Origin of the sequence: Microcoleus sp. w2-18bC1 (assembly GCF_036700365.1) — a bacterium.
Taxonomy (GTDB): Bacteria; Cyanobacteriota; Cyanobacteriia; order Cyanobacteriales; family Microcoleaceae; genus Microcoleus.
This window is the reverse complement of record NZ_JAUBOS010000018.1, coordinates 1-13,852: the sequence shown is the minus strand read 5'-3', so window position 1 is coordinate 13,852 and position 13,852 is coordinate 1. Positions and strand designations below refer to the sequence as shown.

General features: G+C 46.9%; 9 protein-coding genes. 7 read left to right on the top strand and 2 right to left on the bottom strand.

The features are described 5' to 3' along the window. The first annotated feature begins 20 nt into the window (after positions 1-20). From QT979_RS12515 to cruG, 6 genes are all read left to right on the top strand, one after another. Entirely contained in the window at positions 21-2,912 is a 2,892-nt protein-coding gene (locus QT979_RS12515; protein ID WP_333310261.1) for a two-partner secretion domain-containing protein, read from the top strand. A 65-nt stretch (positions 2,913-2,977) separates the two neighbouring features. Then, on the top strand, positions 2,978-5,899 hold the full coding sequence (locus tag QT979_RS12510; RefSeq protein WP_333310259.1) for a two-partner secretion domain-containing protein: 2,922 nt from the start codon (positions 2,978-2,980) through the stop codon (positions 5,897-5,899). Between the two features lie 121 nt (positions 5,900-6,020). Next, positions 6,021-8,636, top strand: coding sequence for a CHAT domain-containing protein (locus tag QT979_RS12505; RefSeq protein ID WP_333310257.1), 2,616 nt, complete (start codon positions 6,021-6,023; stop codon positions 8,634-8,636). 13 nt (positions 8,637-8,649) lie between these two features. Continuing rightward, positions 8,650-8,829 (top strand): hypothetical protein, encoded by a 180-nt coding sequence (locus tag QT979_RS12500; protein WP_333310255.1) that lies wholly within the window; start codon positions 8,650-8,652, stop codon positions 8,827-8,829. 55 nt (positions 8,830-8,884) lie between these two features. Then, complete coding sequence (gene cruF, locus QT979_RS12495; RefSeq protein ID WP_333310253.1) at positions 8,885-9,826, top strand: gamma-carotene 1'-hydroxylase CruF; 942 nt, start codon at positions 8,885-8,887, stop codon at positions 9,824-9,826. A gap of 232 nt (positions 9,827-10,058) precedes the next feature. Beyond that, on the top strand, positions 10,059-11,261 hold the full coding sequence (cruG, locus tag QT979_RS12490) for a 2'-O-glycosyltransferase CruG (RefSeq protein ID WP_333310251.1): 1,203 nt from the start codon (positions 10,059-10,061) through the stop codon (positions 11,259-11,261). Between the two features lie 77 nt (positions 11,262-11,338). On the opposite strand, the gene QT979_RS12485 is transcribed toward cruG, so the two are convergent. Continuing rightward, complete coding sequence (locus QT979_RS12485; protein WP_333310249.1) at positions 11,339-11,977, bottom strand: pentapeptide repeat-containing protein; 639 nt, start codon at positions 11,975-11,977, stop codon at positions 11,339-11,341. A 57-nt stretch (positions 11,978-12,034) separates the two neighbouring features. On the opposite strand from QT979_RS12485, the gene QT979_RS12480 reads away from it, so the two are divergent. After that, entirely contained in the window at positions 12,035-12,580 is a 546-nt protein-coding gene (locus tag QT979_RS12480) for a phosphatase domain-containing putative toxin (RefSeq protein ID WP_333310247.1), read from the top strand. A gap of 265 nt (positions 12,581-12,845) precedes the next feature. On the opposite strand, the gene blaOXA is transcribed toward QT979_RS12480, so the two are convergent. Then, positions 12,846-13,718 carry a class D beta-lactamase gene (gene blaOXA, locus QT979_RS12475; protein ID WP_333310245.1) on the bottom strand — a complete coding sequence of 291 codons (873 nt, stop codon included), beginning with the start codon at positions 13,716-13,718 and terminating at the stop codon, positions 12,846-12,848. Positions 13,719-13,852: the final 134 nt, after the last annotated feature.

Sequence of the window (13,852 nt, the reverse complement as noted above, 5' to 3'; positions counted from 1 at the left end):
AAATTAACCAGACTTAAAAGATGCCCCGCCAATCTTCCGCCCTATTTTTTGCATTTTTACTGCTGTTTCCTTTCCCTGCGATCGCTCAAATCATCCCCGATAATAGCTTGGGTGCAGAAAGTTCGCGCACAGTTCCCGACAGGATTAATAATTTACCATCGGACAGAATAGAAGGCGGTGCAACTCGCGGAGTAAATTTATTTCACAGTTTACAACAATTTAACGTGGGTGAAGGCAGAGGAGCATATTTTGCCAATCCTAACGGAATTGCGAATATTTTTACCCGCGTTACGGGGGGCAATCCTTCTAATATTTTAGGGGTCTTGGGAGTCCAAGGAAATGCCAACTTATTTTTACTTAATCCCAAAGGAATTGTCTTTGGCCCCAACGCTCGGTTAGATTTGCGTGGTTCATTTTTAGCAAGTTCAGCAGATAGCGTAGTTTTCGATAATGGCTATCAATTCAGCAGCAGCAATCCCCAATCACTACCGCTGTTAAATGTCAATATACCTATCGGTTTAAACTTTCGAGAAAATTCCGGAAAAATCATTAACTCTTCAGCAGCACCAGCCTTGAGTTTACCAGAGTTACCTCCAGGGCTCCCGCCGATTTTTAATAACCTTGGCTTAGCAGTGCAGCCCGGACAAACTCTCGCCCTAGTGGGAGGAGATATTGGATTAAATCAGGGAACACTCACTGCATCAACCGGACAAATTTTGCTCGGTAGCGTCGCTAGTCCGGGGATGGTTGGATTGGGGGCAACGCCATTTGGATTAAGTTTAAACTATGACAAGATTTCCAACTTGGGTAATATTGAAATAACCAACGGCTCAGCGATCAATACCAGTGGACTAGGTGGTGGCAAAGTCGATATTAGAGGGGGAAATGTCAACCTCAACGGTGGGCGAATTTATGCGCTGACTTTCGGAGATATTGACGGTAGAGGCATCGATATTAATGCCCAAAACTTTCGGGTCGAAGGTGGGGCGCAAATGTTTACGCTGACAGTAGGAAATGGTGCGGGAGGTGCTGTCAACATCCGCGCTACCGATTCAGTAGAACTGATCGGGATTGGAGACGAACTCTATAAAGTGTTTGCTGGTAACTATACGGCAACTGGATCGATCAACCCTTTTGACCCACAAATTCTGCTGCTCTCTGCCACTTCTGGCGCTGGAGCAGTAGGAGATATCACGATTGATACCGGACGGTTATTGATCGACAATGGAACTGTCCTTGGTACCCCCACATTAGGTAGTGGAAATGGGGGAGAAATTATCATGCGTGCCAGGACTGTGGATATAGCCAGTTCAGCAATCAATAGCGGCACAATTACGGGGAGTACAGGCACAGGAGGAAGCATTAGCATTGAGGCAGAACGGTTAAGAGTGCGTGATGGATCGGGTCTGATCAGCATCACTCGCACTGAAGCAGCATCTGGGAATATCAACATTAAAGCGAATGAATCAGTAGAAGTGCTGCGGGCTCCCGAGGGAAATCCTGTCCCAACCTTGATCGGCACAACCGCAGTCGGCACTAATGGGAAAGCAGGGGATATTAATATCGACACGAAGCGGTTGATTATCTCTGAAGGAGGCGGAATTAGTTTATCTAGCGGCTCGGTTGTGGGCAACCAACCCTTGAATACAACTGCGGGGCAAGGAGGTAATCTAACAATTAAAGCTACTGAGTCAGTAACGGTAGAGGGTAGTTCTGAAGTTTTGGCGAATGGGAGTCGGACTGCTAGTTTCATCTCCGCTGATGCCTACTCTGCTAGTCCCGGAGGGAGTATGAACATTTCTACACCCGTACTGACTCTACGGGATGGGGGAATTATTTCTACGGCATCTTTAGGCGCAGGAGATGCGGGCAGCATTACGATTAATGGGGGTCGTGTAGAAGTTATAGGTAATGGGGGTTCAGGTGAATTTAACAGTCAAATTCAGATTTCCGTTGGGATTGCATCTGGTGTAATCAATCCCAATGCTACGGCGAATGCAGGTTCGTTGAATCTGAATGTCAGGCAATTGATTCTTCGTAATGGGGGAACACTCAATCTGCAAGCATTGGGTTCAGCAGGGGCTGGTAACATTAACGTGAAAGCAGATTCAATTTCCCTTGACAACCAAAGCACCATTGACGGTAGAACGGAATCCGGTGCCGGAGCCAATATTAACCTTGAAGCACGGGATGTCCAGTTGCGCCGAGGCAGCAGAATTACAACTGATGCAGGTAGTTCTGGTGGCGGTAACATCAACATTAAAAGCGATATTCTGGTGACTCTCCCCAACGAAAATAGCGATATTACGGCTAATGCGCGATCGGCTGCCGGTGGTCGGGTTAATATTAATGTCCCCAATGTTTTTGGGTTTACATCAGTGACTCGCGAACAGGTTCGAGGTAATTTGGGCTTAACAGATGCTGAATTTGCAGCCTTGCAAGTAAGTCCGACTTCTCTAATTCCTACCAGCGATATTGCGGCGATTTCCCAAAGTAGGGGCCCGGCTTTGCAAGGTACTGTAACATTTAGTGCTTCAGGGGTGAATCCTGCTCAAGGTTTAGTGGAACTGCCGCAAAATGTGGTGAATCCGGCTGCGTTAATTGCTGCAAATCCCTGCACGCAAGGGGCCGATAGCGCATTTACCGCTACTGGGAAAGGAGGAGTGCCGCCGAGTCCTAATGATGTTCTCAGCAGCAATTCTAGCCAGTTTAATTGGGTGGAACCAGCGGTAGGTGGAAGTCAGCACCTAGAAGGTCAAAGAACATCCACAGAAATTCGACCAACAGAAATTATTCCCGCTCAAGGTTGGGTAATCGACGATCGAGGAAAAGTAACGCTGGTAGCCTATAATTCTGGTGGTGGTGCATCTCTTCGCAGTCCGAAACCGACCGGTGTTTGCGTACCTCAATAGGTAATCTTCAGGTTTTAGCTAGCCCGTCGCTATTTTCCTCATACTAAATTAACCAGACTTAAAAGATGCCCCGCCAATCTTCCGCCCTATTTTTTGCATTTTTACTGCTGTTTCCTTTCCCTGCGATCGCTCAAATCATCCCCGATAATAGCTTGGGTGCAGAAAGTTCGCGCACAGTTCCCGACAGGATTAATAATTTACCATCGGACAGAATAGAAGGCGGTGCAACTCGCGGAGTAAATTTATTTCACAGTTTACAACAATTTAACGTGGGTGAAGGCAGAGGAGCATATTTTGCCAATCCTAACGGAATTGCGAATATTTTTACCCGCGTTACGGGGGGCAATCCTTCTAATATTTTAGGGGTCTTGGGAGTCCAAGGAAATGCCAACTTATTTTTACTTAATCCCAAAGGAATTGTCTTTGGCCCCAACGCTCGGTTAGATTTGCGTGGTTCATTTGTCGGTTCAACGGGTAGCGGAATTATCTTTGATAATGGGTTTGAATTTAGTGCAGCTAATTCTAATGCAGTGCCATTGTTAGCGATTAATATTCCTGTGGGTTTAAGATTTAGAGAAAATCCCGGCACAATTGTCAACTCTTCCCAAACAAAGGCTCCTACATCAGCCTTACCGCCACTCCCCATAGAAATTCCGGCGTTTAAAAAACTCGGTTTAGCAGTAGACCCCGGTCAAACTTTAGCATTAATTGGCGGTGACATTCAACTCCAAGGAGGAAATTTAACAGCTTATACCGGACAAATTCTCCTCGGTAGTGTCAACAGTCCAGGTTTAGTGCAATTAGAACCAACAGCTTTAGGTCTGAATTTAAACTATGGCAATATTCAGAACTTCGGGAATATTGAAATGAACGGTGCATTTATAAATACTAGCGGATTAGGAGGTGGGAAAGTCGATATTCGAGGTGGAAATATTAATCTTAATGGTTCAGGAATTTATGGACTGACACTCGGAAATATAAATGGTAGAGGCATTGACATCAATTCCCAAAACTTGCGAGTAGAGGGGGGATCGCAAATTTTTGCCTCCACACTGGGAGAGGGGAGGGGAAGCGATATCAACATCCGCGCTACTGGCTCAGTAGAAATGATCGGGTTGGGAATTGAGGGCTATCAGCAGCTTACAGAAAATTTTCAGACATCTGGAACAGGCAACCCCTTTATTTCGCAAATCGTTCTGTTTACTAGCGCTCTTGGCAGTGGAGCAGCCGGAGATATTAACATTGAAGCCGGACGGCTGTTGATGAGCAATGGGGTAGTGGGCGGTGCCCCCACCTTTGGTGCTGGGGATGGCGGAAATCTGGCTATCCGCGCCAACACGGTCGAACTCGTCAGTTCAACGCTCTATAACGGAACAACGAACGAAAGCACTGGTCAAGGGGGAAACATCTCTGTTGAAGCGCAACGGTTAATTCTGCGCGATGGCGGTGCGTTTGCCAGCTTCAGCCTTAGTGATGGAGCATCGGGGAATATCGCGATTAAAGCGAGTGAATCTGTGGAATTATCGGGTAGTCTTCCTGTAGGTCTAGGGCAAACTCGGCTCGGCACGAATACTTTTGATGGGAATGGAAAAGGTGGGGATATTACGATCGACACTAAGCGGCTGAGTGTTTCTAATGGAGCCACAATTAGTTTAACGACTGGTGCTATTTTTGGCGAAGTCGTGTTTTCTACAAGTGGGGGGACGGGAGGAAATTTAACTGTGAGAGCCTCCGAGTCTATAGAAGTGAGCGGCGAGTCAAGATTTTTGGAGAATGCGGGCTATGTAGCAAGTTCTTTTGTTACTCAAACTGCAAGTTCTGGTAGAGGTGGAGATATCCGCCTCTCAACACCTAAACTAACTGTGCAGAATGGCGGGGTTATTTCTGCGGCTTCTTTGGGTATAGCAGATGCAGGAGATATTACAATTAATGCCGATCGCTTACAAGTGCAAGGTATTGGGAGTAACAGTGGGTTGAGGAGTGGAATTGAGGCCTCGGTTGGTAGGGCGTTTAATGCTGTAAATCCCACTGCTAGCGGAAATGCAGGCTCGTTGAATTTGAATGCTAATCAATTGATTATTCGGGATAGTGCAGTTGTTAATGTTCAATCTTCAGGAACAGGTAGAGCTGGCAATATTAACGTTGTAGCTAACTCAATTTCCCTGGATAATAAAAGCATAATTGATGGCACGACTGTCTCTGGAACAGGGGCAAATATTAACCTGCAAGCGCAAGATATTCAGTTACGGCGCGGCAGTAGAATCACCACGGATGCAGGTATTTCTGAGGGCGGTAATATCAGAATTAATAGCGATATTTTGGTAGCTTTACCCCGAGAGAATAGTGATATTACAGCTAATGCTCGCACAGCTAGGGGCGGACAAGTTACGGTCAATGTACCAAATATCTTTGGCTTTACAAGCCTTAACCGCGACCAAGCCAGGAGTAGTTTAGGACTGACTGATGATCAATTTGCAGCGTTGCAAGTAAGTCCGACTTCTCTAATTCCTACCAGCGACATCGCCGCGATTTCTCAAAGTAGTGGCCCGGCTTTGCAAGGTACTGTAACATTTAGTTCTTCTGGGGTAAATCCTGCTCAAGGTTTAGTGGAACTGCCGCAAAATGTGGTCGATTCGGCTGCTTTAATTGCAGCAAATCCCTGCACGCAAGAGGCTCAGAGCGCATTTACCGTCACTGGTAAAGGAGGAGTGCCACCGAGTCCTAATGATGCTCTCAGCACCGCTCCAGCGCCGTTTCCTTGGGTGGAAGAGGCAGGAAGAAATGCAACGAGCAATGTAGAGGATTTAACCGATGTAACCGATCGAGGGAAGAAGAAGGAAGAAGGGGCAATCCCCGATCGGGAAGTTGTTCCGGCGCAAGGTTGGGTGGTGAATGCGAAAGGAGAAGTTACGCTTGTTGGATATAATCCGGGTAATGCTGCTGACTCTCGCAATCCTCGGCAGAATTCTGGTTGTGCGCCGCGTTGAAATTAGGTTTTTTTTTGACCGCCGATGTAGGCGGATTAACGCGGATTAACGCAGATAAAGAATAATATCTATTTGGGTTAATTAGTATGTGTGTCTCCGGTTGTAATTTTATTTTCTAAATATGAAGTTTTCCCGATCGCTCCGGCAAGTAATTCTGTTATTTGTGATTTCCTGTCTGCTATCCGTTGCGATTCCTCCCGGAGTTGCTCAGATTAATCCACCACCAGCGGTGCAGCTTGTCCGACAAGCTCGAACTCTGTACCAAGAGGAACGTTTTTCGGAAGCTGTACCGTTGTTGCAGCAGGCGGCGACCCAGTTTGAGGCAAAAGGCGAAAATCTCGATCGCGCCACAGCTTTGAGTAATTTAGCTGCAACCTACGGGCAGTTGGGGCTTTGGGAAGAAGCAGAAAAAGCTGTAAATTCGAGTTTGTCGGCTGTGCGAACACAAGCCAACACTCCCGAACAGCAGCGGATTTTGGCTGAAACTCTCAACATTCAAGGACAGTTGCAACTCGAACGGGGCCAGACTCAAGATGCGATCGAGATTTGGACGCAAGCTGCTAAAATTTTTGAGCAAATTGATAGAAAAGACCAATTTTTTCAAGTTCAAATTAATCAAAGTCGGGCTTGGGAAATTCTCGGACTTTACCCCAGAGCTTGCAAAATTCTGTTAGCTTCTTTTAAGCTGGATAACCAAACTTGCGAAGTTTCGGCAGCGGGTTTGGAAACTTTGAAAAATCAGCCTGTTTCTCTCGAACAAGTCCGGGCAATTCATGCTTTAGGGCGGGTATTGCGGGTTTTGGGACAACTGGAACGATCGCAGGATGTGCTTTCGGCGGGACTCGAAGCAGCCCAAAAATTAGGTTCCCGGCCAGAGGAGGCTGCAATTTATCTCAATCTGGGCAATACGGTACGGGCTAAAAGCAATAAACCGGGTTTGACACCAGAACAGCGGGGTGATTGGGAACGCTTTGCCCTAGAGTATTATGCTCGATCGATCCAGGCGATCCCGAATCGATCGCCTCTACAAATTCAAGCAAAGTTAAACCAATTGAGTTTGTTGGTCGATCGCCAAGATTGGTCTGAAGCAGAAGATTTGTGGCGTTCTCTCGAACCTCAAACCGATCAATTTGGGTCGAACCGCGCCGGACTTTACGCTCAAATTAATCTAGCTCAAAGCTTGATCAAATTAGCTCAGTCGCCTGCGAAAACTTTGAGTTTAAGCGAGATTGACACAATGCTCGATCGCTCTGTCGAAGGAGCAAACAGTTTGGGCGATAAACGAATACAAGCTTATATTCTGGCAGCAAAAGGCAAACTATCGGAAATCCAACAGCAGTATCAGAAAGCGGAAAATCTCACAACAGAGGCTTTGACTTTAGCACCGGCTTTTCAATCTCCCGATATTGCTTACCAATTGTTTTGGCAACTCGGACGGATTCGGAAAGCTCAGGGAAATACAGAAGGGGCGATCGCTCAATATACTCAAGCTGTCAATATATTGTCTTCTCTGCGGGGCGATTTGGTAACAGTCAATCCCGAAGTGCAATTTTCGTTTCGGGAAAGTGCCGAACCGGTTTATCGGGAATTAGTCGGGATGCTTTTGCAAGAGGAATCTCCCAGTCAAGCTAAATTGAAACTAGCGCGCCAAACGGTGGAATCTTTGCAACTGGCGGAATTGGACAACTTTTTTCGGGATGCTTGCGCTGATGCTAAACCAAAGTCTATCGAGGAAATTGATCCGACAGCGGCGGTGATTTATCCAATTATTTTGAGCGATCGTTTGGAGGTAATTTTGTCCATTCCCGGCAAACCCCTGCGCCGCTACGCTACGAAGAAGTCTCAAGCTGACCTGGAAACTGCCTTCAGACAAGCCAAAAATACCATCAGGCCTGCTTCTTTCCCCCGCGACAGGAGGCTACCCGTTGAACAGGTTTATGACTGGTTAATCCGCCCCGCAGAGGCGGATTTGACCGCTGCTGGGATTAAAACCCTGGTATTTGTGCTCGACGGTTATTTGCGAAATCTGCCGATGGCGGTGCTCCACGACGGTGAAAAGTTTTTGGTAGAAAAATACAGTATTGCTTTGGCGCCGGGATTGCAACTGCTAGCACCGAAACCGCTGAACAAAGTCAAGTTAAAAGTGCTCACCGCTGCTCTCTCCGAAGCGCGTCAAGGCTTCTCGGCTTTGCCGGGGGTGAAGGAGGAAGTTCAGCAAATTGCAGCCGAGATGCCGGCGAGTTCGCTGCTGAATGAAGATTTTGTCAGCGGGCGGTTGCACGATCGAATTAAATCTTTGTCTTACCCGATCGTCCATTTGGCAACTCACGGTCAGTTTAGCTCGAATGCAGCGGATACTTTTATTGTGACTTGGGATCAGAAAGTGAATGTTAAGGAGTTCGATCGACTGCTGCGAGCCCGCACTGGGGAGAGACAACAGCCGATCGAACTTTTGGTTTTGAGTGCTTGCGAAACTGCTTCGGGCGATAACCGCGCGGCTTTGGGTTTGGCGGGGGCCGCAATTCGATCGGGTGCGCGCAGCACCGCCGCCACCCTTTGGCAAGTCAACGACGAATCTACAGCTATCTTTATGACTGAGTTTTACAAGCAACTGGCTTCTGCTAAAACCAGCAAAGCTGAAGCCCTCCGCAACGCTCAATTAACTCTGTTGCAAAACCCAGAGTATCAGAATCCGTATTTCTGGGCACCTTTCGTGCTTGTGGGCAATTGGCAATAATTTAAGATCGGAAATGGGGAATTGGGCATCGGGCATCGGGCATCGGGCATTGGGCATGGGGCATTGGGCATTGGGCATGGGGCATTGGGCATTGGGCATCGGGCACGGGGCATTGGGCTGGCAGACAACAGTCAACAGTCAACAGTCAACAGTCAACAGACAACTGACTCAAATGCAGTTGGTTTTTTGTTAAAGTTTGTAAACTGTTAAGAGTGCTTTTTGCATCTAATATTTTTTCGAGGAGTCCCATGAAGCAACTTTTGATTGCTGAGCGCTTTTGCTTAATTGCCCACGTCTTGTCAATGGCTTTTGGATTGGCAGGGTTGCTGCTGATTTTACCCCGTCCCGAATTGGTGATGAGTTTGCCACCAGCAGGGCAAACGCTATTCCAGTGGGGGATGGCTGGGGGTGGAGTAGTTTATATCATCTTTGGTGCTGCAGCGGTTGCTCTCTATGCCTTGCGGACGTTGGGTTGGGGTGCAACTCTGGCTTTTTTAGTGCCTTCTGTGTTTTTGTCCTTGAGTAGCGAGTTGCTGGGAACGAGTACGGGTTTTCCCTTCGGCCACTACCATTATTTGAGCGGTTTGGGCTACAAAATTGCAGGGCTGGTTCCGTTTACCATTCCCCTCTCGTGGTTTTATCTGGGACTGGTTTCATACATAATTGCTCGCGCTGGAGTAGCTGGTGGTAAAGGTGATCTCAACTGGGTGCGCCAAATAGGGGCGATCGCCCTTGGTGCTTTGCTGCTAACAGCTTGGGATTTTGTACTAGATCCGGCGATGAGTCAAACTTCTGTGCCTTTTTGGGAGTTTGAGGAACTTGGGGCTTTCTTTGGGATGCCTTACCGCAATTTGGCTGGCTGGATGGGTACGGGGGCGCTATTTATGTCTGTAGCAGCTTTCTTGTGGAGAAAAACATCGATTAAATTAGAGCGATCGGAATTGGGTTTGCCCTTAATTGTTTATTTGGTAAACTTTGCTTTCGGAGCAATTATCACTGTAGTTTCCTTGGATTCTCGGTTCTGGTTCCCGACATCGCTAGCGGTGCTTCTGGGTGTAGTTCCGGCGATCGCGTTAAGCTGGATCGCTAAACCCGCAACAGGTGACGTAACCGAAACAATGCCGTCTTTGGATACATCTGTTATCACGGCTGAAATTCCACCTCAGCCCGTGGGCGTTTTGCGTAAGTAAGTTGCTAGTGAGCAACCCCGGCTGATTTAGCAAAAATTTACACTAAATTTTGAGCTAGTTTAAAAACCCGGTTTCTACAAGAAACCGGGTTTTTCAATGGCGATTTTTTCATTCCCAATTCCTGTAATATGTTTGAGGCAAAAATTTTATTAAATTTTTAAATTGACACCAACCGTAATTCCCAATTCTTCAATTGAAAATCTAAAATCTAAAATCTAAAATCTAAAATCCCATGATCGCCCCTCACCTGTTCTCCCAACCGCTGACAAGTATCATCCCTGTCGCACTCTTGCTGCTACAATTGCCCGCCGCAGCCCTTCTGATGTCGCGTCTGATTAAAGGCCCATCGCGCATCCCGCCCCTGGAACCCGATTCGCCGACGCTGGATTTTTTAGGTTCTTGTACGGCGGTAGTACCGACTTTGAACGAAGCCGATCGAATTTCGCCTTGTTTGGAAGGATTAAGCCGCCAAAGCTACGAACTCCGAGAAGCGATCGTGGTTGACAGCTATTCGGTAGACGGAACCGGAGATTTAGTCAAAGCAGCCGCACAAAAAGACCCCCGGTTTCGCTTGATTAACGACGATCCGCTGCCGGCGGGTTGGGTAGGGCGTCCGTGGGCGCTGAATGCGGGTTTTTTGGCAAGTTCCGAGAAGTGCGAGTGGATTTTGGGGATAGATGCGGATACTGTGCCGCATCCCGGCTTGATTGCGAGTTTGCTGAAGACGGCGACGGCTGGAAATTACGATTTGATTTCGCTGTCGCCGCAGTTTATCCTCAAGTATCCGGGGGAGTTGTGGCTGCAACCTGCTTTGTTAATGACTTTGGTTTATCGGTTCGGGCCAACGGGGACTGGCGGGGATGTGCCGGAACGGGTGATGGCGAACGGTCAGTGTTTCTTGTGTAAGCGCGAGGTTTTGGTGGCATTAGGGGGCTATGAAGTCGCGAGGGGTTCTTTTTGCGATGATGTGACTTTGGCTCGCTATGCGGCTGCTAAGGGCTTTAAGGTGGGCTTTTTGGATGGGGCTAAGGTGTTGAAGGTGCGGATGTATGAGGGGGCGATCGAGACTTGGAATGAATGGGGTCGATCGCTCGATTTGAAAGATGCTGCTTCAAGGGGTCAAATCTGGGGCGATTTGTGGTTGTTGCTAGCGGTTCAAGGTTTGCCGGTGCCGATTGTGTTGTGCTATTTGCTGTTTGGTTCCCTGCCACCGGTTGGTGTATTTCCGCACTTTTGGCTGTTGGGATTGAATGTATTTTTGGTTGCAGTGCGATCGGCTTTGTGTTTTGCGATCGCACCTTCTTACGATACAACTGGGGCATCGGGAAAATGGCTGTTTTGGCTGTCACCTTTTGCCGATCCGTTGGCGTTTTTGCGTATTCTAATTTCTGCTTTAAATCAGCCTACTCAGTGGCGCGGCCGAAAGTATGAATAATCATGGGAACGTGGGGCAAAAATAAGTCGCTTATTTTGTGGGATGGGCATCCTGCCCGTCCTGATGTCGCCCTAATTTTACTCAAAAATCGCCCCCTCTAAGCTTGTTTTTTTTAAGTCTGTTCTCGCTAAATTTGCACCTCTTAAGTCAGCACCTGTTAAGCAAACATTGCTTAAATCTGCATAACTCAAATCAGCACCTCTGAGATTAGCATCCGATAAATTTGCTCCTGATAAATTCGCCCTCACAAGTTGCGATTTACTCAAATTGCTGCCACTCAAGTTTGCGGATTGCATCTGTGTAGCCATTAAGTTGGCTTTGCTTAAATTAGTGCCACTGAAGTTAGCTAAATTCAATTTAGCATAACTCAAATCAATGTTTTCCAAGCAAACTTCGCTCAATTGCGCGCATCGCAAGTTAGCATTAATAAAAAACCTGTCTCCAATCGCATAACGGCGCATCAATTCGTCAACTTCCAGCCGAATTAAAACCGGTTCGCAAGTATTTTGGTAGCACCACGATGTCTCTAGCAAACTAGCGGCTGCTTCAATTGCTACCTTGTCGGATTTAGGGAGGACCAAACTATTGCACCCATCCCACTCACCGTTAAGCATGAATGCCATCTCAGAAGCTGCTGCACTTGAGTCGCATAGCAAAACGGTTTCTGGCTTGGGTTGCAGCCAGTTCATTAAGGCGATCGAGCTGTTGTTTTTCACTGTAGATTCAGGATTTGTGCGTCTTTCTTAATTATAGGTAAAAAGTTTGAAAACAGTATGCACAAATTCGCTGCGGCTTCAGAGAATGAATTAATTGTGTTTGGTGCAGCCAGACCAGGATACCGCGATACAGAAGTTGCTGGGTGGATTGAATTTATGCAGGGGCATAATATCAAGCAAGTTTGCTGCTTGCTTGCTCAGACCCAACTCATCCGCTACACTGACTTACTGGGAACATATAGGAACATCTTTGGGTGCGATCGAGTTTGCTGGGCACCGATTGCAGACTTTGAATTGGTCGATCGCGATATTTTAATCGATCGCATATTGCCATTTTTGCAATCTGCAAATAGTCAAGGCGAACGGGTGATAGTTCACTGTTCTGGGGGGATCGGACGTACAGGACAGGTTTTGGCTGCTTGGTTGGTCAGCGGGCGGGGATTATCTAACAAACAGGCGATCGCAGCAGTAAAAAAAACTGGCAGAAATCCCTATGAAGCAGCGATCGCAGCTTGTTTGAAAGGTCGAAACCCCTGGCTAGTCGTTGAAGAACTTAATGCTCTCTTAGATGATTGTCGCCTTGCTGGAAGAAATGAAATATAGCACGATAGCAACTATATATATAGCAATCCTAAATCATTTGTGAATTTCTTACTCCCTCCCCTTAGTAAGGGGAGGGTTGGGGTGGGGTAAAAAGTTTACGACACCTGCAAGGATTGCTATATGGGCCAATTGCGTAAGCTCTAAAAGATTTAAAAGACTCGGCGTCCTACGATCGAACTCAGGCATCGAATAAATGGCTGTTTTGGCTGTCACCGTTAGCCTATCCGCTGGCATTTTTGCGAATATTAGAAAACAAATAACGCACTTACAGCAGCGCCAGATCTTTGAAGCAACGGCGCGTTAACTCGATTCTTGCAGAGGCGTCATTATTGTTGCGGATGTCAATGTTTGTAGCAAAAAAGTAAACATCTTTATCCTTTTCTAAATAACCTACATACCAGCCAATTTGAGGCTTTGTTTGTTCTCCAAAATTTGCCCAGCCTGTTTTGGCTCTAATTGTGTAATCGGGAGTTTGTTCAACAATTATGATGTCTTTAACCAGAGACAGCGAGCGCTCAGAAAAGGGTAAGTCATTTTTGTAGAGACGGCGGAGAAATTGAATTTGCTCGTTGGGTGTGATTCGCAGTTGTCCCTCTAACCAGAATTTGTCAATATCGTCTTTGTTACCGATTTTTTGGTTGCCATAACCGACTTTAGCTACCCATTTTTGCATTTGCTCGTGTCCGACTCGGCGGGCGAGAACTTGGTAAAACCAAACGGCGGAAAGTTTCATGGCTTGTCTCATATTCAAGTCTCGATTCCAGGCGGGAATTTGCCTTTGAATTCCATCCCAAGTTAGAACGGCAATCTCATCTGAAATCACCCCTGTTTCTAAGGAAATTAGAGAGTTGAGAATCTTAAATGTAGATGCAGGTAAAAAAGCTGTGGCGTTACGCTGCGGGTTGTGTTGATAAAGCCGATCGCTATTCAAATCGTAAATCGCGATCGAGCCTTCAACCCCTAGTTCTTGAAAGTGCCGTCCAAAATTCATTGTCTGAGCAACATCTCCTCCGTGAGGCGGAGATTCTTGCACTGGAGGTGACACGGTTAAGGCTGATTGCGGTGGCTGAACTAAAACAGAAATAATGCAGCCTAATACAATTAAAACAACAGCGATCGCACGAGATATTCTGTTCATAAACTTCGATAATTTAACCAAATCACAGGCAGTAACATCACAGGCGCGATCGACTTGTAACTGTAGTTTAGACTAAAAAATCAGTGCAGCTAAAAGTAGCAGCCTTTTAGCAGAAGGCAAGCTGTTGCTCAAAA